The 25,331-nt window shown below is 63.1% G+C and carries 24 protein-coding genes; 19 read left to right on the top strand and 5 right to left on the bottom strand.

Annotation, left to right across the window (positions count from 1 at the left end; translation table 11 throughout):
• Positions 1-201: 201 nt before the first annotated feature.
• Both HU144_RS17375 and HU144_RS17370 read right to left on the bottom strand, forming a co-directional pair.
• Positions 202-846, bottom strand: a complete 645-nt coding sequence (locus tag HU144_RS17375) for a VOC family protein (RefSeq protein WP_198397720.1) — start codon at positions 844-846, stop codon at positions 202-204.
• A 177-nt stretch (positions 847-1,023) separates the two neighbouring features.
• Positions 1,024-1,509 (bottom strand): inorganic diphosphatase, encoded by a 486-nt coding sequence (locus HU144_RS17370; protein ID WP_143922067.1) that lies wholly within the window; start codon positions 1,507-1,509, stop codon positions 1,024-1,026.
• A gap of 112 nt (positions 1,510-1,621) precedes the next feature.
• Here HU144_RS17370 and dacB point away from each other — a divergent pair, with 112 nt between their 5' ends.
• The 3 genes from dacB to tilS are packed head-to-tail and all read left to right on the top strand — an operon-like array spanning position 1,622 to position 5,113.
• Complete coding sequence (gene dacB / locus HU144_RS17365; protein WP_235352358.1) at positions 1,622-3,088, top strand: D-alanyl-D-alanine carboxypeptidase/D-alanyl-D-alanine endopeptidase; 1,467 nt, start codon at positions 1,622-1,624, stop codon at positions 3,086-3,088.
• Entirely contained in the window at positions 3,085-4,101 is a 1,017-nt protein-coding gene (locus tag HU144_RS17360; RefSeq protein ID WP_235352357.1) for a zinc-dependent metalloprotease, read from the top strand. The genes dacB and HU144_RS17360 overlap by 4 nt, the downstream gene beginning before the upstream one ends.
• On the top strand, positions 4,088-5,113 hold the full coding sequence (gene tilS, locus HU144_RS17355; RefSeq protein WP_235352356.1) for a tRNA lysidine(34) synthetase TilS: 1,026 nt from the start codon (positions 4,088-4,090) through the stop codon (positions 5,111-5,113). The genes HU144_RS17360 and tilS overlap by 14 nt, the downstream gene beginning before the upstream one ends.
• 22 nt (positions 5,114-5,135) lie before the next feature.
• On the opposite strand, the gene HU144_RS17350 is transcribed toward tilS, so the two are convergent.
• Positions 5,136-6,407, bottom strand: a complete 1,272-nt coding sequence (locus HU144_RS17350) for an amidohydrolase family protein (protein WP_235352355.1) — start codon at positions 6,405-6,407, stop codon at positions 5,136-5,138.
• A gap of 142 nt (positions 6,408-6,549) precedes the next feature.
• Here HU144_RS17350 and HU144_RS17345 point away from each other — a divergent pair, with 142 nt between their 5' ends.
• From HU144_RS17345 to HU144_RS17275, 15 genes are all read left to right on the top strand, one after another.
• Complete coding sequence (locus tag HU144_RS17345; RefSeq protein ID WP_235352354.1) at positions 6,550-7,875, top strand: MFS transporter; 1,326 nt, start codon at positions 6,550-6,552, stop codon at positions 7,873-7,875.
• Between the two features lie 46 nt (positions 7,876-7,921).
• Positions 7,922-8,473 (top strand): hypoxanthine phosphoribosyltransferase, encoded by a 552-nt coding sequence (hpt, locus tag HU144_RS17340; RefSeq protein ID WP_092103277.1) that lies wholly within the window; start codon positions 7,922-7,924, stop codon positions 8,471-8,473.
• Between the two features lie 167 nt (positions 8,474-8,640).
• Positions 8,641-10,791: an ATP-dependent zinc metalloprotease FtsH gene (gene ftsH / locus HU144_RS17335; RefSeq protein ID WP_235352353.1), complete on the top strand. Its 2,151-nt coding sequence runs from the start codon at positions 8,641-8,643 to the stop codon at positions 10,789-10,791.
• Positions 10,791-11,414 carry a GTP cyclohydrolase I FolE gene (gene folE / locus HU144_RS17330; RefSeq protein ID WP_235344446.1) on the top strand — a complete coding sequence of 208 codons (624 nt, stop codon included), beginning with the start codon at positions 10,791-10,793 and terminating at the stop codon, positions 11,412-11,414. Before ftsH ends, folE begins: the two co-directional genes overlap by 1 nt.
• 9 nt (positions 11,415-11,423) lie before the next feature.
• Positions 11,424-12,290, top strand: coding sequence for a dihydropteroate synthase (gene folP / locus HU144_RS17325; protein ID WP_235352352.1), 867 nt, complete (start codon positions 11,424-11,426; stop codon positions 12,288-12,290).
• Positions 12,287-13,219: a 2-amino-4-hydroxy-6-hydroxymethyldihydropteridine diphosphokinase gene (gene folK, locus HU144_RS17320; RefSeq protein WP_235352351.1), complete on the top strand. Its 933-nt coding sequence runs from the start codon at positions 12,287-12,289 to the stop codon at positions 13,217-13,219. Before folP ends, folK begins: the two co-directional genes overlap by 4 nt.
• Positions 13,220-13,247: 28 nt before the next feature.
• Complete coding sequence (locus HU144_RS17315; protein ID WP_143922057.1) at positions 13,248-13,709, top strand: DUF3180 domain-containing protein; 462 nt, start codon at positions 13,248-13,250, stop codon at positions 13,707-13,709.
• Entirely contained in the window at positions 13,706-14,206 is a 501-nt protein-coding gene (locus tag HU144_RS17310) for a PH domain-containing protein (RefSeq protein WP_235352350.1), read from the top strand. Before HU144_RS17315 ends, HU144_RS17310 begins: the two co-directional genes overlap by 4 nt.
• 2 nt (positions 14,207-14,208) lie before the next feature.
• The gene (locus HU144_RS17305; RefSeq protein WP_235352349.1) at positions 14,209-16,074 is read left to right on the top strand and encodes a PH domain-containing protein; all 1,866 of its coding nucleotides are present in this window, start codon (positions 14,209-14,211) and stop codon (positions 16,072-16,074) included.
• Positions 16,071-16,976, top strand: coding sequence for a Rossmann-like and DUF2520 domain-containing protein (locus tag HU144_RS17300; protein ID WP_235352348.1), 906 nt, complete (start codon positions 16,071-16,073; stop codon positions 16,974-16,976). The genes HU144_RS17305 and HU144_RS17300 overlap by 4 nt, the downstream gene beginning before the upstream one ends.
• An 82-nt stretch (positions 16,977-17,058) precedes the next feature.
• Positions 17,059-18,618: a lysine--tRNA ligase gene (gene lysS, locus HU144_RS17295; protein ID WP_235352347.1), complete on the top strand. Its 1,560-nt coding sequence runs from the start codon at positions 17,059-17,061 to the stop codon at positions 18,616-18,618.
• Positions 18,619-18,622: 4 nt separating this feature from the next.
• Positions 18,623-18,868 (top strand): hypothetical protein, encoded by a 246-nt coding sequence (locus HU144_RS17290; RefSeq protein ID WP_198397867.1) that lies wholly within the window; start codon positions 18,623-18,625, stop codon positions 18,866-18,868.
• A complete protein-coding gene (locus tag HU144_RS17285) occupies positions 18,834-19,172 on the top strand; it encodes a histone-like nucleoid-structuring protein Lsr2 (RefSeq protein WP_143922051.1) in 339 nt (112 codons plus the stop codon). The genes HU144_RS17290 and HU144_RS17285 overlap by 35 nt, the downstream gene beginning before the upstream one ends.
• Before the next feature lie 552 nt (positions 19,173-19,724).
• Positions 19,725-22,277 (top strand): ATP-dependent Clp protease ATP-binding subunit, encoded by a 2,553-nt coding sequence (locus tag HU144_RS17280; RefSeq protein ID WP_235352346.1) that lies wholly within the window; start codon positions 19,725-19,727, stop codon positions 22,275-22,277.
• Positions 22,278-22,372: 95 nt separating this feature from the next.
• Entirely contained in the window at positions 22,373-22,957 is a 585-nt protein-coding gene (locus HU144_RS17275) for an amino-acid N-acetyltransferase (protein WP_235352345.1), read from the top strand.
• 97 nt (positions 22,958-23,054) lie between these two features.
• On the opposite strand, the gene HU144_RS17270 is transcribed toward HU144_RS17275, so the two are convergent.
• On the bottom strand, positions 23,055-24,092 hold the full coding sequence (locus HU144_RS17270; protein ID WP_235352344.1) for an A/G-specific adenine glycosylase: 1,038 nt from the start codon (positions 24,090-24,092) through the stop codon (positions 23,055-23,057).
• A 36-nt stretch (positions 24,093-24,128) separates the two neighbouring features.
• Here HU144_RS17270 and HU144_RS17265 point away from each other — a divergent pair, with 36 nt between their 5' ends.
• Positions 24,129-24,902, top strand: coding sequence for a hypothetical protein (locus HU144_RS17265; protein WP_235352343.1), 774 nt, complete (start codon positions 24,129-24,131; stop codon positions 24,900-24,902).
• A gap of 30 nt (positions 24,903-24,932) precedes the next feature.
• Here the strand turns inward: HU144_RS17265 and HU144_RS17260 are convergent, their stop codons facing one another.
• Complete coding sequence (locus HU144_RS17260; protein WP_235352342.1) at positions 24,933-25,325, bottom strand: VOC family protein; 393 nt, start codon at positions 25,323-25,325, stop codon at positions 24,933-24,935.
• Between the last annotated feature and the right edge of the window lie 6 nt (positions 25,326-25,331).

The following is a 25,331-nucleotide window of genomic DNA, read 5'->3' as shown; positions in this document are numbered from 1 at the left end:
TGAAGCGGCGCCGTCGCTTCTCGCCGACAGTCTTCGCACCCGCGGAGTCGAGCAGATCATCGCTCACATCCATCCAGATCACGAAGCATCGCGGCGGGTCGCCGAGCAGCAGAGCGCAGAGGGCATCACACCGCGTTGGTGTGATGCCCTCTGGACTGTGCTGTGCACCGCCGGTCGCCCGGCAACGGCTGCGACGGCATCTCAGATGGTGACGAGGCCGTTCTTGGCGGTGTCGAAGCTGATCGACATGATGCCGGGGGTGCCGTGCGGCGCCGACCAGTCGATGTGGATCTCCGGGATGGGCTTGGGATCCTGGGTCCCCAGCCAGTCGCGGAGTCGGTCACGATCCCCGGCGATCTGCAGGGTGTCGATGGCGACATCGCCATTGGTCTTGTAGGACGAAGGATGCTGAGACGAGTCGGCTGCCCACTTGATGAAGAACGGAAGCTGAGGGTCGGCGATGAGCCCCTTGATTCCGATCTGCAGCCACTTGAGTTCCAGGCCTGATTCCGGGGTGCGGTTTCCGTCGACGGCTTTGCGTTCGAGACGAGTCTCCACTCCGGCGAGGTCATCGACCGAAACGCACCAGCCCATCCAGCCGCCGCCGAGCTCGGAGCGAGCTCGCACTGCCTGGCCGAAGGGTGTTGACAACGCGGCCGGGTGCTCCAAGGCTTCGACGACTTCGAGGTAATGACCGTTCGCGAGAGGGAAGATCAGATTTCTGGTACCGAATCGAGGATGCACACCACCGTCGTAGGGAACCACGCCGAGCTTCTCCGAGATGCGCTCGGCGGTGGCTTTGTACCCGTCTGGTTCGCTGGCGAATGACACATGATCGAGTTTCATGTCTCGACAATCGCATAACCTAGCTCACACTTCTCATTAGGATCACCTAAGTAGTGGGTCGTGCCAGGTGCGGCAGCGACTCGTCTGATGAACGCAGAGACCGCCCGGAAGGCGAGGTCCGGGCGGTCTCTGATCACGGTTGAGGCGATGCTTCACACCGCCTCGGTGAGGGTGAACTCAGTGAGAGTCTTTGAAGCGCTTGATCGAAGCCTCGACCTCGGCCTCAGCCTCAGCGCGGCCGACCCAGCTGGAGCCCTTGACGAACTTGCCCGGCTCAAGATCCTTGTAACGGGTGAAGAAGTGCTCGATCGAGTCGAGGGTGAACTGATCGACGTCGCCGATGTCCTGGTAGCTCTCCCAGCGGGGATCGCCGGCCGTGACGCCGAGGACCTTGTCGTCGCCGCCTGCTTCGTCTTCCATCTTGAACATGCCGATGGGGCGCACATCGATGAGGACGCCGGGGAAGAGGGGTTCGGGCAGCAGCACGAGAACGTCGAGCGGGTCCCCGTCGTTGCCCAGGGTGTCCTCGAAGAAGCCGTAGTCAGCGGGGTACTGCATCGAGGTGTAGAGGTAGCGGTCGAGCTTGACTCGACCTGTCTCATGATCGACCTCGTACTTGTTGCGCGATCCGCGCGGGATCTCGATTGTGGCCAAGAGTTCCATAGTGCTCCTTCAAGCTAGGGTTGCATCACTAGAATAGAGCTTACAAGTCCCCACGAACGACAACCACAACGGCTACGGCGAGGACGATGGCAATGAGAATGAGAGCCCGCGCTTGAACCAGACTCCGGAACGGACGAGGCAGAAGCGGTCGAAGAAGGCTGTCGCCGGCATCACCGCAGGCAGCCTCGCACTGGTGCTGGCCGGCATCGCAGCTATCGACGCCTACGACGTCTTTCCCGAGCTCCCGGGAATCCTGACCACCGACCCCGCCGTCGAGGTCCAGGCGGTCCCCGCACCTCACGCACAGGGGAAGGACATGACTGCCCCCGCCTCGGCGCTGGATGATTCCGCACCCGTGCCCACCAAGATCCCCGACACAGTGGACAAGGTTCTCTCTGATGCCAAGGTCAAGGGCTTCGGGATCGAGATCCGCGACGGGCTCAGCGATGACATCCTCTACGCAGAGAACGAGAACAGTCCTCGCACCCCGGCCTCGGTGACCAAGGTCCTCACCGCCTCGGCGGCGCTGCTGAGCATCGGCGGCGAGAAGCGACTGAGAACGACCACGGAATTCGACCCGTCCACTTCGACGGTGACGCTGACAGGCGGCGGTGACTCACTGCTGGGTGCGGGGGAGTCGCAGCCGGGTGCCGTGAACGGTCACGCGGGCCTGAAGACGCTGGCTCAGCAGACCGCCGAATCACTCAAGAGCCAGAACGTCGCCGAGGTGGCCCTTGACTTGGACACCTCCCGGTACACGGGCGAGGACTTCAGCCCCGGGTGGGAGCGTGCCGATATCGCCAAGGGCGTCATCACCCCGATCCAGCCGCTGATGATCGACACCGGTTATGTCGGCAGCAAAGACAAGGAGTGGCGGGGCCGCAGCGAGCACCCGGCCAAGGACGCCTTCGCTGTTTTCTCCAAGGAACTCAAGGCGGCCGGGATCACGGTCACCGACACCCCGAAACCTGCCGCGAAGACAGGTGAGGACGCGAAGACCGACGGTGATTCCGACACCACCGAGCTGGCGGGGGTGGAGTCGGCCACGATCTCCGAAATCGTGGAATATGCGCTCGTACACAGTGACAATGTCGTCGCCGAAGTCCTCGGCAATGAGGTCGCCATCGCCCAGGGCGAGCCGGGCAGCCTGGAAGCGGGGCCGAAGGCTGTTCTTGCGGCCCTGTCCGATTCCGTGGACCTGGGCAAGACCCACCTCGAGGACACCTCGGGCCTGTCCTATGACAACCAGATCAGTCCGCACGACCTGACGACGATCCTGCAGGCATCGGTCGTCGCCGACGATTCGCTCGCCAGCCTCATCAGCTATATGCCCGTCGGAGGACTGACCGGCACGCTCACGGACAGATTCACCAAAGATAAGACCGCAGCCGGTACGGTGCACGCGAAGACGGGGACCCTGTCGACCGTGACCTCACTGGCAGGAGGGGTGCTCGATGCCGATGGACGCTATCTCGTCTTCACCCTGCAGATCGACGATGTGGACAAGGACAAAATTTTGGAAGCCAGGAAGACAGTTGACGATATCGTCGCAGCACTCGCGGATTGCGGCTGCCGATGATCGTCGATGAGAAGTTCGCCGCCCGCACAGCCCGGGAACTCGTCCCTGCGGCGCGTATGCCCGACACCGATGAACTCGACGCGCTGGTCGCCGGGCTCAAGGACAATGCGCTGACGGCGCAGGAACTCGTCGTCGACTCGTTCCTCCTCGACCCTGCCCATGCCGATGACGTGCGCAGTCGCCTGGGCGCCGGTTCCGTGCTCGTGCTCGATCAGATCGGCTGGATCAAGGCCAATGCGCAGTCGCTCAACGGCATGGTCGACGCGGACTCCCTGCCCGCCCCGGTCGGTCCGGGAGCCGCGAAAGCGGCCGCCGTGGAACTGGCAGGCGTGCTCTCGCTGCTGTCGACTCGAGTTCTGGGCCAATTCGACCCCTTTGCGGTGGACACTGGCCGGCTGATGTTCGTCGCCCCGGCTGTCCTCATCGCCGAAGAGGCGATGAACGTCAAACCGCGCGACTTTCGCATGTGGGTGGCCCTGCACGAGGCCACGCACCAGGTGCAGTTCGCCACCGCGCCCTGGCTGCGTGAGCATATGCGCTCTCTTCTGTCTCAGGTCGTCGCGACTCCGCTCAAGGCACCGGGCATCAGCGGTCTCGCTGACGTCTTCTCCACTGTGGGCCGGATCATCAAGGGCGATGCGAGCATGGTCGATCTGATCAGGGACGAGGGGATGCGCAGCGCCCTCGACGAGGCGACGGCGATCCTCAGCCTGCTCGAAGGGCACGCCGACGTGGTCATGGACGAGGTCGGCATCGAAGTGATCCCGAGCGTGCGGAAGCTGCGACGCAAGTTCGAAGCCCGCCGCGACGCCGGTCAGGGCGGATTCCTGTCGAACCTGCTGGGCATGAACCTCAAACTCGCCCAGTACCGCGACGGCGCCACGTTCGTCCGCGCCGTCCGCAAGGAAGTCGGCCAGACCGGTTTCTCCGCCATCTATGCCGAACCGGAGAACCTGCCGAGGAGCGAGGAGATCCACACCCCGAGCCTGTGGTTGGACCGTGTCCACGGCTGAGGCGCGACCACCTCGGCGACCGAGCCTCGATCCGGCCAGCGGAGCGATCCGCACCAGTGTCCGTGAAGCCTTGACCCAGTTGGGCAGCTCCCGGCCCAACATCATCGTCGCGGTCTCCGGGGGAGCGGATTCGATGGCGCTGCTGCACGCCTGCGCCTTCCTCCACCGACGTGGGGAGCTGCATGCGCAGGCCGTGACCGTCGACCATGGTCTGCAGTCCTCGACCGCCGAGGTGGCCCGCCGGGTCGTCTCCATCGCCGAATCCTGGGGTGTGCCCGCCGAGGTCGCCACCGTCACCGTCGCGGCCGGTGACGAGGGCCTCGAAGCTGCCGCCCGCGATGCCCGCTACGGCGCACTTGAAGCCGCCCGGGAGGTGCAGGGGGCCGAGTGGGTGCTGACCGCGCACACCCGCAGCGACCAGGCGGAGACGGTGCTGCTGGGACTGATGCGAGGTTCGGGCACGAGATCCCTGGCTGGAATGGCTCTGCGCACCGGCACCGTGGTGCGTCCCCTGCTCGACATCGAACGGGCGACCAACGTCGCTTCGTGCCGGGCTCAGGGCATCGAAGTCTGGGATGACCCGATGAACGCCGACGATTCCTTCGCCCGGGTGCGTGCCCGGACCCTGCTGGCCACCCTGGAGGCCGACCTGGGCCAGCCTGTCACCGCGAATCTGGCCCGCACCGCCGAGCTGTGCCGTGCCGATGCCGACTGCCTCGACGGGCTCGCCGAGACCTCTGCCGCCGCCGTGCGCGGACGTACCGAGGTGCCGTTGGCCGAATTGGCGGGAATGGAGGATGCGATCCTCTCCCGGGTCGTCCGCGAGTGGCTGATCTCCCTCGACGTGCCCGCACAGAGCTTCGGCGCCGCCCGCGTGGCCCGACTGTGCGCCCAGATTCGCGAACCTGGGACCTCTGATCGCCCACACGCTCGTCTGTCGCTTCCCGGTGACACCGAAGTGATCATCACCAGGCAGCTCCTGTGCTTCCGTCGCGAGGCGAAGACCGGCTGACTGCAGCCCACTGTGGTTGGGCTCAGACCTTGCCGTCGACCAGGTGGCCGCCGGTGGCCACCAGCTGCCCGTTCTTGAAGACGTCGCGATCGGCAGGGCAGTCCATGATCGCCGAGGTGACCGTATCGGCCTCGAGCAGCATGAAGTCCGCCGGAGCACCGATGCCCAGACCGAAGCGGGCATCATCGACCAGTGCGGTTCCGTCCGGTCGGGCGCCGGCCATCACCTGCGCCCCACCTCGGGAGGCGATGTCCAAGCAGGCCTCGATGTCCGCATCCAGGCGATGCCCATTCGTGAATGCCAGCTGCCAGGTCCGCCGCAGCAGGTCACCGTCACCGTAGGGACTCCAGTAGTCGCGCTGACCGTCCTCGCCGAGACCCACAGCCACCCGATTCTCACGCAGACTGCGCTGCGGCAGGACGCCGTTGTTCGGTGCCACCGTCGTCAGAGAGATGCCCGCCTCGGCGACGAGTTCGATGATCCGTTCGACCTCTGGTGCAGGGTTGGAACTCAGGGCGAAGGCGTGTGAGATCGTCACCTTCCCCTCCATGCCGAGAGTCTTCGTGCGGCTGGCGATCTCCTCGAACGTGAACACGCCTGCGCTGCCGCGCTCATGCAGATGGATGTCGATGCCTTTGCCGTGCTTCTCCGCAAGCCCGAAGACGACGTCGAGATGCGCGACCGGATCGCGATCATATTGGAGCGGATCGAGTCCTCCGACCAGATCAGCGCCCTCGCTCAAGGCCAGGTCGAGAAGATCCCTGACACCCTTTTCACGCACGATGCCGGCCTGCGGGAAGGCCACGATCTGAGAGTCGAGGACCCCCGCGTGATCGGCCAGTGCATCCCGGACGCCGATGAAGCGCTCGAGACCGCAGTCGGCGTCGATCTGGGTATGTGAGCGGATGCGCGTACCGCCGGAGGAGACGATCTCTGCGATCACGAAGGCCGCCTGATCACGGACGCTGCGCTCGCCCTGCCGCCAATTCTCCCGATCGTTCATGATGAAGCCGTGCAGCGTTCCGTCGGCAGTGTGGGGACGGAAAGTCTGGCCCATCCGGTTCGAATCGAGATGGGCATGGACGTCGCCGAGGCTGGGCAGCAGCGCTCGCCCAGCCCCATCGATGAAGTCAGCCCCATCGATGTCTTCGGAGCTGGCGGCGTGGGTGCGGCCGATCGCCTGCGCCGAGGGCGTCGGCGTGAACGAGGTGAAACGTCCGTTGTCGATCTCGACATCAACGGTGTGGGCATCGGCGGTGCGGGGAAAGAGGCGAACATTTCTCAGAGTGGTCATCGTCGTCCTTGACAGTAGGAGGGCACGTGATCTCCAAATGGTATACCGTTGTGTGGTTCGGGTACGGGCCCCGGCAGGTACGGGTCCACAACGAGTGCAGACCCCCGGGCCGAGCGAGCACAGCGTCTGAAAGGATGAGCCAATGACCTCTCAGCCCGAATACGGCCATCGTACGGGTCGGGGACTCGACGTGCTGGCACTCGTGGGCCTCATCCTCATCGCCTGCTCCCTGCGACCGGCCGCCTCGTCCCTGGGCCCCGTCCTCTCCGAAGTCCAAGGCGCCTACGCCCTGGTCGAATGGCAGACGGGCCTGCTCACAGCACTTCCCGGCCTGATCTTCGCAATCTGCGGGTTCATCGCCGTACCCGTGCTCAAGAAGATCGGACTCTTCAGCTCGCTGGCGATGACCTGCATGCTGATCGCGGTCGGAGTGGGCGCCCGGGTCCTCGTCGACAACTGGGTCGGCTTCGCCGGGCTGACTGTGGTCGCGCTGGCCGGAATGTCCATCGGAAACGTCATTCTGCCGGTGTACGTGAAAACGCGCTTCCCCAACCGAGCCAACCTCGGCGCCACGGCCTTCACGGTGTCCCTGGGACTGGGCGCGATGTTCCCCGCCTTCCTCACTGCACCGCTCACCGGCCACTTCGACAACTGGCGGGTGGGACTGGGCATCTGGGCACTCGTGCCCGCCTGCGCACTGATCACCTGGATCATCCTCAGACTCGTCCGATCCGTACCCCAACTGGATCAGCCCGAGCAGGACACGCACGAGGCCGGCCCGCCTCGGCGACATATCTTCACCTCAGCCAAGGCCAGATACATGGCGATGTTCTTCGGTCTGCAGTCGGTCAACGCCTATGTCCAGTTCGGATGGCTGCCGCAGATCTACCGTGATGCGGGGATCGATCCGGTCCTCGCCGGACTCATGCTCACGGTCGTCACCCTCGGTGGGATCCCCGGCGGCTTCCTTGCTCCGCAGATCATCATGCGCAGCATCCTGCCCCGCTTCTTCCTCGTCAGCTTCTCCGTCAGCGCCGTGTGCGGCTACCTCGGACTGCTCCTCATGCCCACCACCGTGCCGGTGCTGTGGGCAATCCTCCTCGGCTATGGCGGCTTCGCCTTCCCTGCCGCGCTCGCGCTCATCACGGGCCGCACACAGGCCGTGTCCATCACTGCCCGGACCTCGGCATTCGTGCAGTCCAGCGGCTATGTGCTGGCCGCGATCGGTCCCTTGGCCGTCGGCGGTCTCCTCGGACTCAGCGGCGGCTGGTCGGTGCCGCTGGGGTTCATGATCTGCGTTTCGGCGCTCATGGGCGTGACCGGGTACCTTGCTGCCGCCCCGGGGACCGTCGACGATGAGCTGGCAGCACCGAGCTCTCGCGGCGCAGCATCAGACCTCCGCGGCGGCACGAACGACCTCCGTGGTGGCACGAACGACCTCCGTGGTGGCACGCCAGGGCAGAAGTGAATCATAATGGAGACACACCCACCCCAAGCGAGGAGATTCGACACCTGTGGACATCAACGATCTCGGCAATGACATCGAAAAAGTACTTGTCTCGGAAGAACAGATAGCCGCACGACTCGTTGAACTGGCAGCCGCCATCGATGAAGACTACAAGGGCAAGGACATTCTGCTCGTCGGCGTCCTCAAGGGTGCTGTCATGGTCATGGCGGATCTGGCTCGCGCGATCCATTCGCCCGTGACCATGGACTGGATGGCCGTCTCCTCCTACGGTTCGGGTACCAAATCGTCCGGTGTCGTGCGCATCCTCAAGGATCTCGACACTGACCTCTCCGACCGGCACGTGCTGATCGTCGAGGACATCATCGACTCGGGCCTGACTCTGTCCTGGCTGGTCCAGAACCTGCGCTCGCGTGGAGCGGCGACCGTTGAGATCTGCACGATGCTGCGCAAGCCCGAAGCAGTCAAGGTCGACATCGACGTCAAATACATCGGGTTCGACGTTCCGAACGAATTCGTCATCGGCTACGGACTCGACTATGCCGAGAAATACCGCAACGTTCCGTTCGTCGCGACCCTGGCTCAGCACGTCTACAGCTGAGCGTTGCGCATGAGCGTTCCGCGCATTGACTGAGTGCCTGCCGCACCCGGGAACAAAATCGGGTGCATTCGAGCTATGTCAGTGCGAGGTATTAGGCTGTGGGGGATGTTCCCAGGCAGCCTCGGTAGCCTGAACAGGTTGCCCACATCTTTTTCCTGAGAGGACTTATGGCCGAGTCGAATAAGCGTCGCCCACTGCTCAACAAGGCGACGAAGGGCCCATTGGTCTGGATCGTTCTGGCACTCCTCGTAGTGTCTATCGGTGCTCTGCTCTTCAGCCGAGTCGGATTCAGCCAGATTGACACCCAGCAAGGCCTCGAACTGCTCCAGGACGACAAGGTCGAACAGGCCAAGATCGTCGACAAGGATCAGCGCGTCGACCTGACCTTGAAAGACGATCTCAAGATCGAGGGCAAGGACTTCGGCAAGAAGGTTCAGTTCTTCTACGTGGAGCAGCGTGGGGAACAGATCGTCAAGGCCGTGGACTCGGCCGAGCCGAGCAAGGGATACACCGACGAGGTGCCCAAGCAGAGCTGGCTGATGTCCCTGCTGGGAACTCTGATCCCATTCGTCATCATCTTCGTCGTCTTCTGGTTCCTCATTTCGCAGATGTCGGGCGGGAAGATGATGAACTTCGGCAAGTCCAAGGCGAAGCTCGTCAACAAGGAGAACCCGGACGTCACTTTCAAGGACGTCGCCGGTGTCGACGAGGCTCTTGAAGAGCTCGAGGAGATCAAGGAGTTCCTGGCCGAACCGGAGAAGTTCAAGGCCGTGGGAGCCAAGATCCCCAAAGGCGTCCTTCTCTACGGTCAGCCCGGTACCGGTAAGACCCTGCTAGCGAAGGCAGTGGCCGGTGAAGCCGGTGTGCCCTTCTACTCGATCTCGGGCTCTGACTTCGTCGAGATGTACGTCGGCGTGGGCGCCTCCCGTGTGCGCGACCTGTTCGAGCAGGCTAAGACGAACGCTCCCTGCATCATCTTCATCGATGAGATCGACGCCGTCGGTCGCCAGCGCGGAGCCGGCATGGGCGGCGGCCATGACGAGCGCGAACAGACGCTCAACCAGCTGCTTGTCGAGATGGACGGCTTCGACGTGAAGACCAACGTCATCCTCATCGCGGCCACAAACCGTCCCGACGTTCTCGACCCGGCGCTTCTGCGCCCCGGCCGCTTCGATCGGCAGATCCCGGTTGAGGCCCCAGACATGAAGGGCCGTCAGCACATCCTCGAGGTCCACGCCGAGGGCAAGCCCCTGGCAGATGACGTCGATCTGGCCCAGATCGCCAAGCGCACCCCCGGATTCTCAGGCGCGGACCTGGCCAACGTCCTCAACGAGGCGGCTCTGCTGACAGCTCGCGAGGGCGCGACGGTCCTCGACAACCGGATCCTCGACGAGGCGATCGATCGCGTCATCGCCGGACCGCAGAAGCGGACCCGCCTGATGAACGACAAGGAACGCCTCATCACCGCGTATCACGAGGGCGGACACGCACTTGTGGCCGCGGCGATGAACCAGACCGACCCGGTCACCAAGGTCACTATCCTGCCCCGCGGCCGCGCCCTGGGCTACACCATGGTCCTGCCGAGTGAGGACAAGTACTCCACGACCCGCAACGAGCTGCTCGACCAGATGGCTTACGCCATGGGTGGCCGCGTGGCCGAAGAAGTCGTCTTCCACGATCCCACCACCGGTGCTAGCAACGACATCGAGAAGGCGACGAACATCGCCCGGAAGATGGTCACGCAGTACGGCATGAGCGACAAGCTGGGCATGGTCAAGATCGGAGACGATCAGGGCGAGCCCTTCGCGGGTCGCGGCTACGGCGGGGGCGACGAGTACGGCGATGCGACACTGTCCTCGATCGACAGCGAGGTTCGCGACATCATCGACGCCGCCCATGCTGACGCCTACTGGGCGCTGACGCACAACCGCGACGTCCTCGACGACCTCGCCTACCAGCTGCTCGAGCGGGAGACTCTTGATCAGGCGGCACTGGCAGAGATCTTCACCCCCATCGTCAAACGCCCCACGCGCGATGTGTGGCTGGCCAATGACGAACGCCCGGTCTCCGAACGCGGCCCCATCGATCCGCCTGCACCATTGAGCGGGGACCGCAACGGCAAGAGCAACGGCAACTCGGAGGTCGACACCACCGACGTTCCCGGCGCCGGACCGACGGGTGCGAACGGACCTCACGTGCCCCATAACCCTACGGGACCGATCAATCCCAACGATCCGACCGGTCCATCCGGACCGACGGGTCCATCCGGACCGACGAGTCCACGCAATACCGACGGCAGCGGGGAGAGCGGCTACTGATGTCAGAGCTCGAAGAGGTGACGGAGGTCCTCGGCAAGGCGCCTGCCGGCACCGGCAATAAGGTCGACCAGCCGCGGATCGCCGCCGCCGTGCGTGAGATCCTCATCGCCGTCGGTGAAGATCCTGATCGAGAAGGACTGCTGGAGACCCCGGACAGGGTCGCTCGTGCCTACGAAGAGGTCTTCGCCGGCATCCACCGCGACCCGGCCGACGTTCTGGGCGTGACCTTCGACATCAGCCACGAGGAAATGGTCCTCGTCCGAGACATCGACCTGTATTCGATGTGCGAACACCATCTGGTGCCATTCCACGGAGTCGCCCACATCGGCTACATCCCCAGTAAGAACGGCAAAGTCACCGGACTGTCTAAGCTGGCCCGCCTCGTCGAGATCTATGCTCGTCGCCCCCAGGTCCAGGAACGATTGACGACTCAGATCGCCGACGCACTCGTCGAATACCTCGAGCCTCAGGGTGCGATCGTCGTCGTCGAGGCCGAACATCTGTGCATGACCATGCGGGGAGTCCGGAAACCGGGTGCCTCGACCATCACCTCGGCGGTGCGCGGGCAGCTGCGCGAAACGGCATCCCGAGCAGAAGCCATGAGTCTGATCATCCGGAGATAGAGGTCGCACATGCCCACACCGGAACGCACGAAGATCATGGGCGTCCTCAACGTCACGCCCGACTCCTTCTCCGACGGCGGTCGCTACTTCGACCACGACGCCGCCGTCGCCCACGGTTTCGACCTGCTGCGCTCGGGCGCAGACATCATTGATGTCGGAGGGGAGTCCACTCGCCCCGGCTCGGTTCGAGTCGATGAGGCGGAGGAGCTGCGCCGCGTCGTCCCCGTGATCAGAGAGCTGGCCGCCGCGGGTGCCGTCATCAGCGTCGACACGATGCGAGCCAAGGTCGCAGAGGCATCACTGGATGTCGGCGCCCACATCATCAACGACGTCTCCGCGGGACTCTCCGATCCGACGATGCTGACCGTCGCCGCCGAGACCTCAGCCCCGGTCGTGCTCATGCACTGGCGAGGCTACCTCGACCGTGCGTCGGCGTCCTTCCACTACGACGATGTCGTCGCCGAGGTGATCACGGAGCTGAAGACGAGAATCGATGAAGCGACGGCCGTCGGTGTGAAGCATGAGAACATCATCCTCGACCCGGGCCTGGGCTTCTCAAAGAACGCCGAACACAACTGGCAGATCCTCGGAGCCCTCGACGAATTTGCGGATCTGGATCATCGGCTCCTCGTCGCCGCCAGCCGCAAACGCTTCATCTCTACCCTGCTCTCACCGGAGGACCCGAAACTCGCTGAGGAGTCGGCGAAGGATCAGGCCACGGCAGCGATCTCGGCCCTGTCGGCCAGGGCAGGAGCGTGGGCGGTGCGCGTCCATGAACCTTCCACCTCAGCGATCGCGGCCAAGGTCATTCACGCCGTGAACTCACATGCCCCGGCGGCCGCTCCGGATGAGCGTGCAACGGAGGCAGACGCATGAGTGCCGATTCGGATCGGATCGAACTGCGCGGGCTGAGAGTCCGCGGCAACCACGGAGTCTTCGACTTCGAGAAGCGTGAGGGCCAGGACTTCGTCATCGACGTCACCCTGCACACCTCCGTATCGCGGGCCGCAGCCACGGACGACATCGCCGACACCGTCCACTACGGCGATCTGGCCGAAGACGTCGCACACATCGTCGAAGACAACACCTTCGACCTCATCGAGACCCTGGCCGTCCGGATCGCCGAGCACTGCCTGGGCCTGGCTGAACATGTCGAAGTTGTCGTCCATAAGCCCGGAGCTCCGATCCAGCGCAGCTTCAACGACGTCAGCGTCACCGTCATCCGTTCCCGTGACACCACCGACGCTGCCGACTCCACCGGCGCCGCCACGGCCGCCACGGTCGATGATGAGCCGGCCGAGACCGAGGCGTACCTCAATCTCGGGGCCAACCTCGGCGATGCGGCCGACACACTCGAGCAGGCCGTTGCCGCACTCGATCGACATCCCAAGATCACCGTGCTCAGGCGATCCTCCCTGTACCGCACCGCGCCCTGGGGCGGAGTCGAACAGAACGACTTCCTCAATCTGGGCCTCATCGTGGCCACCAGCCTGCCCGCCGCACAGCTCCTGGCCGTGGCACAGGGAATCGAAGTCGCCTGCGGCCGGACCCGGGAACTGCGCTGGGGACCACGCACCCTCGACATCGACCTGATCCGCTTCGGCACCGAGCCGGCAGAGCTCATCATCGACACCGACGCGCTGACCCTGCCCCACCCACGGGCGCACGAACGTGCATTCGTCCTCGCACCATGGGCCGAGCTCGATGCGGCCGCAGAAATCCGCACACCCACCGGTCCGCGACCGATCACCGCCGTCCTGAGCGAGCTGGGCGACCAGGAAATCACGCGAATCCCGGCCCCATAAGGGGCCAAGGTTTGAGAGACTTGGAGCTATGCAGCGAACATCGTCGGGGACTCTCGTCATCTGGGCCGTCATCGGCGCCGTGGTGGCGCCGACGGTCGACGTGCTGCTGGAGAGTCAGGGCTTCGCACTGCCGGGGCTGCCCTGGTTCGCCATCATCGGTATGCTCATACTCGCTGCAGTCCTGCTGGTCCTGGGTTGGCCGATCAAGAAATGGAATGACGGCGACCGGACCAAGGAGATCGACCCTCTCCAAGCAGCCCGCGTAGCCGTCATGGCCAAGGCCAGTGCCCTGACAGGGGCCGGACTGGCCGGTTGGTATATGGGCAACGCCGCCTACTACTTCCTGTCCGCACCCGGCATCCGCAATGATTTGGCGGCAGGTATGCTGTTCGCTATGATCGCAGCCGCAGCGTTGATGATCGTCGGCCTGATCGTCGAAGGCTTCTGCGAGCTGCCCCCTCAAGATCCACCAGGAGCCGAAGCAGCATGAGCCGCGAATTCAACTATCTGTCCGGAACAGATGCCGACTTCAACCGGGTCAGTCCCAAATACGGTCTCAAGGAGACGATCGCGACTCTGACGATGCTCGTCCCGATGATCATCGTTGCTCTCGTCTTCGCCATCATCTTCACTTCCGAAGTTCCATGGCTGCACGCGATCTGGGCCTGCCTTGTGGCGTTCACCGTCTTCCTCATCGTCATCATCATCCGTCAGGCCAAAGCCATCGGCTATGCCGAGAGGGCCGACGACCTCCTCATCCGGCGCGGCATCATGTTCCACAAGGCCACGGTCGTCCCGTACGGACGTCTGCAGTTCGTCGACGTCGATGCCGGCCCCATCGATCGCATGTTCGGCCTGGCCACCGTCAAACTTCATACTGCCTCGGCGGCCACAGATGCCACCATTCCGGGATTGCCACGCGCCGAGGCCGATCGTCTGCGCGACAGCCTCGCCGGCCTGGGTCAGGCCAACTTGGCAGGGCTGTGAGCATGACTGAGGACGGACCGAACGGCCAACCTCCCGAACCCGCGACCAAGCCGGCAGCTGAACCCGCGACCAAGCCGGCAGCTGAGCCTGCAGACCAGGATGCGGCGGCTCCCGAGGTGTGGCACAGAGTCCACCCTCTGACACCGATTCTCGAAAGCTTCGGCGTGCTCGTGGGTATCTTCATCGCGGCCGCCTACGGTCTGCAGAACTTTGCGCAGACTGCCATCGAAAACCTGGCCAGGGGCGATGAGGTCGACCTGGGATTCGCCGGTTGGCTGCGCACCCACCCCCTCGTCATCCTCGGCGGCGTCGGAGGGCTCGTTCTCATCCTCCTCATCACCGCACTCTTCAGTTGGTTGGCCTGGAGGGTGATGGGCTATCGGATCGATTCCGAGTCCATCTACTATCGACGCGGTCTGCTGTCGAAGAAGCTGCGCAAAGCCAGGCTCGACCGCGTGCAGTCGATTGACCTGCAGCAGAAGCTGCTTCCCCGACTGCTGGGAATGGCGGAACTCGTCTTCGACGTCGCCGGAGGCACCGACTCCAACATCTCCCTGAAGTATCTGTCGAAGAAGCGTGCAGAAGGACTGCGGGACGAGCTTCTCGCCGCTGTCCGTGAGAAGAGGCAAGGAGCTCACCAGGGGGAGCGAACCCCGGCCTCGGGAGGATCCGCCGAGGCGGTCCCTGGCACAGCTCCGGGCGCCGTCGGTGCGCCCGCCGGAACCGAACCCCGAGCTTCCGGCGATGCCGAAGCCACGGGCGCACCAGGCGATTCCGGTGCAGAGCCGGCCATCGATCGCAGCGTACCCGAACGTCGCGATGACAGCATCGGCGTACGCCTGAGCAAACGCCTCGGCTCACTGGCCGAAGGGGCCTCACAGGAGGCGGAGTCCAGCATCAACGAACTTCTGGCTCCATACAATGTCTCCGCCGACGTCAGTGACGAAGGCGAGATCGTTCGCGTGCCCGTGCACCGGGTCGTGGTCTCCTCGCTGTTGAAGTCAGAGACGATCATCTCGGTCTTGGTCGTGCTTATCGTCATCGCCGCAGCCATCGTTCTCCTGGCTATGGGGCTGACCGAGGCCTTCATCCCGATGCTCGTCGCAGTCATCCCCGGCCTCTTCGCAGCTTTCTCCGCCTTCAGGAAGAACCTCGACAACGCGAACTTCGTGGTCAAACTGGGAGAGAACGGACTGGCCGTCAACCACGGGCTCGTCTCCACCTCCCGCAAGGTGATCCCACTCGACCGTCTGCAGGCCGTGTGCCTCCATCAGCCGCTGCTGTGGCGGTGGGCCGGTTGGTGGAAGGTCGAATACAACCTCGCCAGCGCCGGAGGCTCGGGCGAGACGAACATACTGCTGCCCGTCGGCGATATCGACCAGGCACTGCTCATGGTCGGCCTCGCGCTCCCGGATCCGCAGATGCCAGACGAGGTCAGCGCCGCGACCCTGGTGCGATCAGCCATGTACGACCGCAAGTCCGAGGACCCGCAGGCCGAAGCCGCAGAAGAGCTCTTCCACGGTCAGCCCCGTTCCTCCAGGCTCATCGACCCTTTGGTGTGGAAGCGGCGGGCCTATGTCGTGACCGGTTCACTGCTCGTGCTGCGAATGGGTGTCCTTGACCGTCGAGTCGACTTCGTACCGCATGTGCGCGTGCAGTCGATGAGCTATCACCAGGGTCCGCTCATGCGCGCGCTCGGTCTGGGCACGGTCGCCGTGCACTCCACGGCTGGTCCCATCGACCCCCGCGTCACCCATCAGAGTGTCGACGACGCGAAGCGGTTCTTCAGTGAGCACTCGAACCGGACGCGACTCGCGCGGCAGCGTTACGACGAGGAAGCCCGCAGGGCCAAGGAAGGCAGGCCATGAGCCAAGCAGGTATGGGCCAAGACGGGGCCCCTCGTCTGGGAATCGGAATCATCGGCTGTGGGAAGGTCGGCGCGACCATCGGAGCTGCCTGGCGCGAGGCCGGTCATGCCATCATCGGTGTCAGTGCCACCTCGGCGACCAGCCTGCAACGGGCCGAGGAGATGCTGCCAGGAGTACCGGTCCTGCCACCGGACGATGTCGCAGACCGTGCCGAGCTTCTGCTCCTGACCGTCCCTGACGATGAGATCGAATCCCTCGTCAGCGGTCTGGCGAAGGTGTCACGAATCCATTCGGGGCAGATCCTTGTTCACTGCTCGGGCCGGTACGGAACGGACGTCCTCGAAGCCGGGACCAGCCTCGGCGCGCTGCCGATCGCACTGCATCCATCGCTGTCTTTCACCGGCACCGCAGTCGATCTTCCACGCCTGCGGCAGTCGACGATCGCCGTGACCGCACCTGCACCGATCCGTCCTGTGGGCCAGGCGCTCGTCGTCGAAATGGGTGCCGAGCCGATTGACGTGGCCGAGGCCGACCGTCCGCTCTACCATGCAGCCATCACCCATGCCTCCAACCACTCGATAACGATCATCAGCGAAGCGATGGAGATGCTCGCCGAGGCGGGAGTCAGCGACCCTTCACGTGTGCTCACAGCTCTCGTCGATGCGAGCGTGACGAACACCCTGCAGAACGGTCCGAAGGCCCTGACCGGACCCGTCAGCCGCGGAGACGTGGGCACGGTCTCTGCGCACCTGGCAGCGCTCAGTGAGTTCAGTCTCAACGTCTCCAACCCTGCGGCTCGCAACAGCTACATAGCGCTGGCCAGATCGACGACCGCCAAGGCGCTGAGCTTGGGACGGATCACGCAGTCGCAGGCGCAGGAGATCCTGTCCCGTCTGGACTGAACGACGTGCTGGAACTGCTTGCAGGGGCCGGCGATCGGTTGCGAATTCCCCCTGGGGCCGCGCTCACGGTAGCCTGGAGGGTATGGCAGATACCGAGTCGAACACGCCCGAAAACGCAGACCTTTCACCCGAGCATCTCGATCCCGAACAGATCCGGATCCGAAAGGAAAAGCGCCAGCGACTCTTAGACTCCGACACCGATGCCTATCCGGTCGGAATCCCTCGCACGCACACCCTCGCCGAGGTTCATGCCGCCCATGACGGGCTGGAAGCCGGCGACGAGACCGAGGACATCGTCGGCGTCGTCGGCCGTGTCGTGTTCGTCCGGACAACGGGCAAGCTCTGCTTCGTGACACTGCAGTCGGGTGACGGGACGCGCCTTCAGGGCATGCTGTCTCTGCGCGAAGTGGGGGAGGAACGACTCGGCGACTTCAAGACCGACGTCGATCTGGGCGACTTCCTGTTCGTCCACGGCAAGGTCATCAAGTCCAAACGCGGCGAACTCTCTGTGCTCGCCGATTCCTGGACGATGGCGAGCAAGGCGCTGCGTCCGCTGCCGGGCCTGCACACCGAGCTGGCCGAGGATACTCGTGTGCGTCAGCGCTACCTTGACCTGATCACCCGCGAAGACGCACGGAAGAACATGCTGGCGCGAGCAGAGGTCATGTCGTCTCTGCGCCGGACGTTCGCAGAACAGGACTTCGTCGAGATCGAGACTCCGATGCTCCAGTTCATGCACGGTGGTGCTGCAGCACGGCCATTCAAGACACATATGAATGCCTATGACATCGATATGTTCCTGCGCATCGCGCCGGAGCTCTTCCTCAAGCGGGCGATCGTCGGCGGCATCGAGAACGTCTTCGAGATCAATCGCAATTTCCGCAATGAAGGCGCCGACTCCACGCACTCACCGGAGTTCGCGATGCTCGAGGCCTACCAGTCCTACGGCGACTACCACTCGATCGCCGAACTGACGAAGACGCTGGTCCAGAACGCGGCACAGGACGCCACCGGATCTCTCGTGGTGAAGTTGGGAGACGGTGAGGACTACGACTTCGGCGGTGACTGGCCCGTGGTGAGCATGTACGAGACCTTGTCCGCGGAATCCGGAGTCGAAGTCACCCCGGAGACCGGACTCGACGTCCTGGACAAGATCGCAGCCGATAACAACGTCGACCTGGGTGGAGTATTCCGCTCACACGGCAAGTATGTCGAGGAGCTGTGGGAGCACTTCTACCAGGACAAGCTGTGGGTGCCGACATTCGTCACCGACTTCCCCGTCGACACCTCACCTCTGGTTCGTGAACACCGGACCAAGAGGGGCGTCGTGGAGAAGTGGGACCTCTATGTTCGCGGCTTCGAATTGGCCACAGGCTATTCCGAGCTCGTCGACCCGGTCATTCAGCGTGAACGGTTCGAGGCTCAGGCAGCCGACGCGGCCAAGGGTGATGAAGAGGCGATGGGACTCGACGAGGAATTCCTCACCGCGATGGAACACGGAATGCCGCCGACCGGCGGTATGGGAATGGGACTTGATCGTCTGCTCATGGCTTTGACCGGCCTGGGAATTCGAGAAACGATTCTCTTCCCATTCACGAAGCCAATTGCCTCCGGTAATTCGGAAATGGCTGAGGAAGGTTGAGCACATGATGGATCTGATGAAGGCACTATTGCCTTCGATCTGTGTTGGTTTGCTGTTCTGGTACGTGATGAGAAACATCCTGCGTGCAGATCGGACCGAACGAGAGCAGATCGATAAATTCTATTCAGAGCATGAGGTTAGCGAATTAGGCGATAATCATGAATCAGATGTTAAGCTGACTGCGACAAATACTTCTGATTATGAAAAGAGTGAACATGGCAAGGGAGATGCGACTCGTTCTCACGGATGATTTCGATGGCTCGGAGGCGTCGGAAACCGTTCGCTTCAGCCTCGACCAAGGTACCTACGAACTCGAACTGTCGACAGAGAATGCCGAAAAGCTCCGTGAAACGTTCGCCCCGTTCATCGCCAAGGCTCGTCGGGTAGCCAACCCGGGTGGCCGTGGACGTCGTGCAGGGGCCGGCTCCACCGCGGGTCCGAAGCGCGACACTGCCAAGATCCGCGAATGGGCACAGGCAAACGGTTACCAGCTGGGCGATCGCGGACGCATTCCGCTTGAAATCGTCCAGGCATACGAAGCTGCAGACAGCTGATCCGCCTCAATCCAGTCACCGCCGATAACTGAAGCGGTATAGCGAATCGATTGATTGCGACTGATTCGATAATCGCTTCCTGAAGGACCAACGGTTGAACCGTTGGTCCTTCAGTGTTTTTGCTGATGAGTTTCGCAAGCCGGGCTTCCGGAGTCGGCACCGGAATATCCACCCCGCGGATGACGTTGGAGTGAATGACGTCCCAGCACCATTGCCGAATATGACGGCTGACTGCAATCACGTTGTCACTTGACCGCCGACAGTAAAGTTAGACGATTTACTCAATTCCCATCCGCGGTAATCTATGACCGCAGCAATTTGTGGAGTATCTCGATTTCCCGTTGCGAAGTACGGAATCGACACACCTCAGGGACACGGAGAACCGGAATCTGCGCAGGACGAGGCGGCAGTATGTCGTGCAGAGGAGTGACGAAGGGGCGAACACCGAATTTCGCCCACAGCCAAACGGTTTCGGCTGATGGCGAAACGTGCAATAGATCGTGGCCAATGGTCGTTAGGCTCTAAAGAATAACAAGACCGAGGAGGGTGAATATGTTCGAGCGGTTCACTGACCGAGCACGCCGAGTGGTAGTGCTTGCCCAGGAAGAAGCCAAACTACTCAAACATAACTACATCGGAACCGAGCACATCCTGCTCGGGCTGATCCACGAGGGTGAGGGCCTGGCAGCCAAAGCACTCGAGGGAATGGACATCTCCCTCGAGCAGGTGCGCGACCAGGTCCAGGAGATCATCGGACAGGGGCAGCAGGCACCGAGCGGGCACATCCCGTTCACGCCGCGTGCCAAGAAGGTCCTCGAGCTCAGCCTCCGTGAGGCGCTGCAGCTGGGACACAGCTACATCGGAACCGAGCACATCCTGCTCGGTCTGATCCGCGAGGGCGAAGGCGTTGCCGCACAGGTGCTCGTCAAGCTGGGCGCCGACCTGGGACGAGTTCGCCAGGAAGTCATCAAGCTTCTGTCGGGCTACCAGGGCAAGGAGCCCGTCTCCGCAGGTGGACGCGAGGAGGGAACCCCATCCGGTTCGCTCGTCCTCGACCAGTTCGGAACGAACCTGACCGCAGCCGCCCGCGAAGGCAACCTCGATCCGGTCATCGGCCGGCACGAGCAGATGCAGCGCGTGATGCAGATCCTGTCCCGCCGGACCAAGAACAACCCTGTCCTCATCGGTGAACCCGGTGTCGGCAAGACCGCAGTGGTCGAAGGACTTGCCTTGGCGATCGTCAACGGCGAAGTTCCGGAGATTCTGGAGGACAAGCAGCTCTACACCTTGGACCTCGGTTCACTGGTGGCAGGCTCCCGCTACCGCGGTGACTTCGAGGAACGCCTGAAGAAGGTCCTCAAGGAGATCCGCACACGCGGCGACATCATTCTCTTCATCGACGAGATCCACACTCTGGTGGGTGCAGGTGCCGCTGAAGGTGCCATCGACGCTGCCTCGATTCTCAAGCCCATGCTGGCGCGAGGTGAGCTGCAGACGATCGGTGCGACGACTCTCGACGAGTACCGCAAGCACATCGAGAAGGACGCTGCACTCGAACGTCGCTTCCAGCCGATTCAGGTTCCTGAACCATCGCTGGCGCATTCGATCGAGATCCTCAAGGGTCTGCGCGACAAGTACGAGGCGCACCACAAGGTCACGATCACGGAAGGTGCACTTTCGGCCGCCGTGAACATGTCGGATCGCTATGTCAACGACAGGTACCTGCCGGACAAGGCAATCGACCTCATCGACGAAGCAGGCGCCAAGCTGCGCATCTCGCGTCTGTCGGTGCCGCAGGAGATCCGCGACCTGGAGGAGCAGATCCTCGAGGCCCGTCACCGCAAGGAAGCCGCCATCGACGCTCAGGACTTTGAGCTCGCGGCATCTGAGCGTGACTCCGAGATGAAGCTGCAGCAGGATAAGGATGAACAGACAGAAGCCTGGCGCAAGAGCGGCAAGGACACCTCTGCGGTCGTCGACGCGGAGCTGATCGCCGAGGTGCTGGCTGCAGCCACCGGTATTCCGATCTTCAAGCTCACCGAGGAAGAATCCTCGCGTCTGCTGCGGATGGAAGACGAGCTGCACAAGCGCATCATCGGGCAGAACGACGCGGTCAAGTCGATTTCCCGTGCCATCCGCCGGACCCGTGCGGGTCTGAAGGATCCGAAGCGCCCCTCCGGGTCGTTCATCTTCGCTGGCCCCACCGGTGTCGGCAAGACCGAGTTGGCGAAGGCTCTGTCGGAGTTCCTGTTCGGTGATGAGGATTCGCTCATCAGCCTGGACATGTCGGAGTACTCGGAGAAGCACACCGTGTCCCGACTCTTCGGTTCTCCTCCCGGCTATGTTGGCTACGAAGAGGGCGGCCAGCTGACGGAGAAGGTCCGTCGCAAACCGTTCTCAGTGGTCCTCTTCGACGAGGTGGAGAAGGCTCACTCGGATATCTTCAACTCGCTGCTGCAGATCCTTGAGGATGGCCGTCTGACCGACTCGCAGGGTCGTGAGGTGGACTTCAAGAACACCATCATCATCATGACCACCAACCTGGGTACTCGAGACATCTCGAGTGGCCTGCAGCTGGGCTTCCAGGTTGAGGGCAACACGAACAACAACTACGAGCGCATGAAGCAGAAGGTCAACGAGGAGCTCAAGCAGCACTTCCGCCCCGAGTTCCTCAACCGTGTCGATGACACGATCGTCTTCCCTCAGCTGAACAAGGAAGAGATTCTGCAGATCGTCGATCAGTTCCTGGCACGTCTGGACGCCCGTCTGGCCGATCAGGGCATGAAGGTCGAGGTCAGCGATGCGGCCAAGAGTCTGTTGGCCGACCGTGGCTACGATCCTGTCTTGGGCGCTCGTCCGCTGCGTCGGACGATCCAGCTCGAGATCGAAGACCACCTGTCCGAGAAGATCCTGTTCAAGGAGATCGGCAGCGGTCAGACCATCAAGGTCGACGTCAAGGGAGAGGGCAAGGAAGCGGAATTCACGTTCGAGGGCGTGGAGACCGAGAGCATTGCCGCCAGCGGTCCGGATGATTCCGGTTCCGGTGGAGAACTCGCTGGTGCCGGTTCGTCCGGCGGCAGCGGATCGGGAAGCTCCGCGTCCTGATCTCCTTCTAGAGCGTTGAAGAGCCCCGGGGGCACAGCACAAGCTGCGTCCCCGGGCTTTTTCATGCCCGCTGGCCGATGGTGTTGAATGAAGATATGAGCTCAGCCCCAGTCGACTTCGACCATCACCAGGTCTCCTCAGACCATCACTTCAACCATTCCCTTCCCGGCGGGCTCTACCTGCGCAGGGCGCGCACGAGCGACGTCAAAGGGATTGAGGCATTGGTCGCACCGCTGGCCGAAGAGCGCATTCTGCTCGCCAAGGACACCGTCACCTATTTCGAGACCCTGCAGGAATTCTGGCTGGTGGTGGACCCGCAGGCGGACGGAACCGAAGTTCTGGCCGGCTGCGCCGCACTGCACATCATTTGGGCGGACCTTGCGGAGGCGCGCACCGTTGCCACCTCGCCGGCCTATCGGGGGCGTGGAGTGGGTAAGGCCCTCATCCGGCAGCTCCTGGCAGACGCCGTGGCGATCGGCGTCGACAGGGTCTTCTGCCTGACCTTCGAGACCGGATTCTTCGGTGCACTCGGATTCGAGCCGATCAAGGGCATCCCTGTCTCCCCAGAGGTCTACGTCGAACTCCTGCACTCCGCCGACGAAGGTGTGGCAGAGTTCCTGGACCTCGCCCGCGTCAAACCCAATACCCTGGGCAACGCCCGGATGATCAAGTTCCTGTGAGGATCACTGCCCGTCGAACTTCGAGATGAACTCTTCGACGATGGAGACCGTATCCTCGGGCGCATCTGAGAGCCCAAGCGCGCAGCGGCAGCGGCGCTCACCCGGGAAGACGAAGCATCTCACCGTCCTGAGTTGCCAGACCGTCAGAGATCAAATCGCCGATGAGGCGGGAGATCCGATCCGCATCTGCGCTGAGTTCCCGTACTTGCGCAAGCTTCGTCGATGTGTGGGAAGGGAGCGAGTCGAGCAGCTTGAGATCCACCTCGGCGGTGGATGCGGTGAAGAGATCGAAGGAGACGCAGCCGAAATTGTCGCTGCCGTCGGAATGTTCGTGCGCGGACTTGAGCACATCCATGATGGCACCGCGCAGCTGACGGTCCGTGCCCGCCCACTTCTGTGTCTTCGGCTTCACCGCCGAGGCTGGCCTTCCCGCCTTCTGCCAGGCGCACATGTCGCTGAGCGGGCAGGTCTCGCAATGGGGGTTCCTGGCCGTGCATATGAGCGCCCCGAATTCCATGACCCCGGCGTTCCACTGCTTGTGATCTGTCTCGGGAACGAACTGGCTGGCCCATTCGGTCTCTGCGCGTCCCGGTGAAGCTGAGGGACGATCGCGGCCAGCGAAGAGCCGGATGAGAACACGGCGCACATTTGTGTCGAGCACGGTGGTGCGCTCACCGTGGGCGAAGGAGGCCACAGCCGCTGCGGTGTAGGAACCGATGCCGGGGAGACGCTCGAGCTCCTGCGCAGTCTGCGGCACGTGACCGTCGAGTTCCTCGGCGATCACCCGTGCGGCTTCCTGGAGTCGCAGTGCCCTTCGTGGGTAGCCGAGGCGGTCCCAACTGTGGAGCACTTCGGCGGTGGGCGCCTGTGCCAGATCTGCGGGCGTCGGCCACTTGTGCATCCATTCCCGCCACCGGGGTTCGACTCTGGAGACTGGAGTCTGCTGCGACATGATCTCGCTGACGAGGACGGCCCAGGCGCTGGTGTCTGCATCTCTCCAAGGCAGAGGGCGAGCAGCGGTTTCGAACCAGGTGATGATCGTCTCGCGAACGTGGTGGATGTCCGCGTTCGCGACGGTGGGGAACGGAGAGTCGCGGCGCGAAGATCTCGATTCGGAAGCGGCTCGGTGTGTCATTTGGATGCTCAATCGCTTCGGCCTAGGCTCAAAGCGATGACTCCTTCCAATCGTGGTTCGCAGCCGAAGAACGGCGCCAGGCAGCCCCGCCAGTCTAGCGGGAAGCTGCCATCGCACGTGTACCGTCGGCGACGTTACGCGCTGTTGGTGGCCAGCCTCGTGGTGGTCGCACTATTGGTGCTAGGCGTCGTCGGAATCGTCAAAGGACTGGGTGGGGGCAGCAGAGACGAACCTGTCGCCGAGGAGACACCGTCGGCAAGCACGACCTCTGCAGCACCGGTCCCAGACGAGAAGGCCGCAAGTGGGAAGTGTCCCGAGGAGAAGGTCGGACTCAAAGCCAAGGTCGACAAGAAGAGCTTCAAAGAAGAGGCCAAGCCCAAGTTCGAAATGGTGATCGAGAACAACCACACGGCCACATGCCTGATCGAGGTCGGCACCAAGGAGCAGGAGTTCCTGGTCGAGAAGAACGGTGACGTCGTCTGGTCATCGAAGTTCTGCGCCGCCGATGAGGACGAGAACGCTGAAGTCTCGACCGAGTTCGCGCCGGAGTCTGAGAAGACTGCTCAGTTCGAATGGAATCGGGTACAGGTCGACAAGAACTGCAATCGCACGAACAAGGCCTTCGGACCGGGGGAGTACGAGCTCGTCGTCAAACTCGGCGATGAGAAGAGCAAGCCAGCGAAGTTCGAACTGGAGAAGGACGCCGCCACCAAGGCCAAGGAGAAGAAAGAGGCCGAGGACAAGAAGTCGGAGGAAAAGGAGTCCGAGGCGCCTGACGAGAAGCCATCGGAAGAGAAGTCAACAGAGTAGTAGATCCCTGCTGACCCAGCCGGCTGTTGGTCAGGCTCCGCGGTAGGACCCCACGCCCCAGGAATTGCCGTCATGGTCGCGGAAGTCGAATTCCCGACCGCCGTGAGGCTGCGTTGCCACGGGACGGACGATCGCATGGCCCATGTCGACGATCTCCTCGTAGAGTCGGTCGACCTCCCGTTCGGTGTCGACGACGACGTAGATAGAGCTCCCGCCGACGCTGTCCAGAGCCGAGCCGTCATTGCGGACGGAGCCGAACATGATTCCGCCCGTCTCGCCTAGTGCGTATTCGGCGTGGACGACGATCTCGGGATCAGACTCGTCCCTGACGATGAGCCTCTCGGTGAAACCGAGCGCGAGCAGCAGAGCGGTCGTTGCGGCCGCGTCTGTGGTCCTCATTGCGGGAAAGACTGTCGTGGTCATACTTCC

The sequence above is a fragment of the Brevibacterium sp. UCMA 11752 genome, assembly GCF_021532235.1.
GTDB classification, from domain to species: domain Bacteria; phylum Actinomycetota; class Actinomycetes; order Actinomycetales; family Brevibacteriaceae; genus Brevibacterium; species Brevibacterium antiquum.
The sequence above is the reverse complement of the archived record's forward strand: the minus strand, read 5'-3'. Positions and strand labels throughout refer to the sequence as shown.

Coding starts and splice junctions, on each gene's coding strand:
- HU144_RS17375 (WP_198397720.1), bottom strand. CDS start 846: ATGAAACTCGATCATGTGTCATTCGCCAGCGAACCAGACGGGTACAAA.
- HU144_RS17290 (WP_198397867.1), top strand. CDS start 18,623: ATGATGGATCTGATGAAGGCACTATTGCCTTCGATCTGTGTTGGTTTG.
- folE (WP_235344446.1), top strand. CDS start 10,791: ATGTCAGAGCTCGAAGAGGTGACGGAGGTCCTCGGCAAGGCGCCTGCC.
- HU144_RS17265 (WP_235352343.1), top strand. CDS start 24,129: ATGACTCCTTCCAATCGTGGTTCGCAGCCGAAGAACGGCGCCAGGCAG.
- HU144_RS17260 (WP_235352342.1), bottom strand. CDS start 25,325: ATGACCACGACAGTCTTTCCCGCAATGAGGACCACAGACGCGGCCGCA.
- lysS (WP_235352347.1), top strand. CDS start 17,059: ATGGCAGATACCGAGTCGAACACGCCCGAAAACGCAGACCTTTCACCC.
- HU144_RS17350 (WP_235352355.1), bottom strand. CDS start 6,407: ATGACCACTCTGAGAAATGTTCGCCTCTTTCCCCGCACCGCCGATGCC.
- HU144_RS17315 (WP_143922057.1), top strand. CDS start 13,248: ATGCAGCGAACATCGTCGGGGACTCTCGTCATCTGGGCCGTCATCGGC.
- HU144_RS17310 (WP_235352350.1), top strand. CDS start 13,706: ATGAGCCGCGAATTCAACTATCTGTCCGGAACAGATGCCGACTTCAAC.
- HU144_RS17345 (WP_235352354.1), top strand. CDS start 6,550: ATGACCTCTCAGCCCGAATACGGCCATCGTACGGGTCGGGGACTCGAC.
- ftsH (WP_235352353.1), top strand. CDS start 8,641: ATGGCCGAGTCGAATAAGCGTCGCCCACTGCTCAACAAGGCGACGAAG.
- HU144_RS17305 (WP_235352349.1), top strand. CDS start 14,209: ATGACTGAGGACGGACCGAACGGCCAACCTCCCGAACCCGCGACCAAG.
- HU144_RS17370 (WP_143922067.1), bottom strand. CDS start 1,509: ATGGAACTCTTGGCCACAATCGAGATCCCGCGCGGATCGCGCAACAAG.
- HU144_RS17285 (WP_143922051.1), top strand. CDS start 18,834: ATGGCAAGGGAGATGCGACTCGTTCTCACGGATGATTTCGATGGCTCG.
- HU144_RS17360 (WP_235352357.1), top strand. CDS start 3,085: ATGATCGTCGATGAGAAGTTCGCCGCCCGCACAGCCCGGGAACTCGTC.
- folK (WP_235352351.1), top strand. CDS start 12,287: ATGAGTGCCGATTCGGATCGGATCGAACTGCGCGGGCTGAGAGTCCGC.
- HU144_RS17275 (WP_235352345.1), top strand. CDS start 22,373: ATGAGCTCAGCCCCAGTCGACTTCGACCATCACCAGGTCTCCTCAGAC.
- HU144_RS17280 (WP_235352346.1), top strand. CDS start 19,725: ATGTTCGAGCGGTTCACTGACCGAGCACGCCGAGTGGTAGTGCTTGCC.
- HU144_RS17270 (WP_235352344.1), bottom strand. CDS start 24,092: ATGACACACCGAGCCGCTTCCGAATCGAGATCTTCGCGCCGCGACTCT.
- HU144_RS17300 (WP_235352348.1), top strand. CDS start 16,071: ATGAGCCAAGCAGGTATGGGCCAAGACGGGGCCCCTCGTCTGGGAATC.
- folP (WP_235352352.1), top strand. CDS start 11,424: ATGCCCACACCGGAACGCACGAAGATCATGGGCGTCCTCAACGTCACG.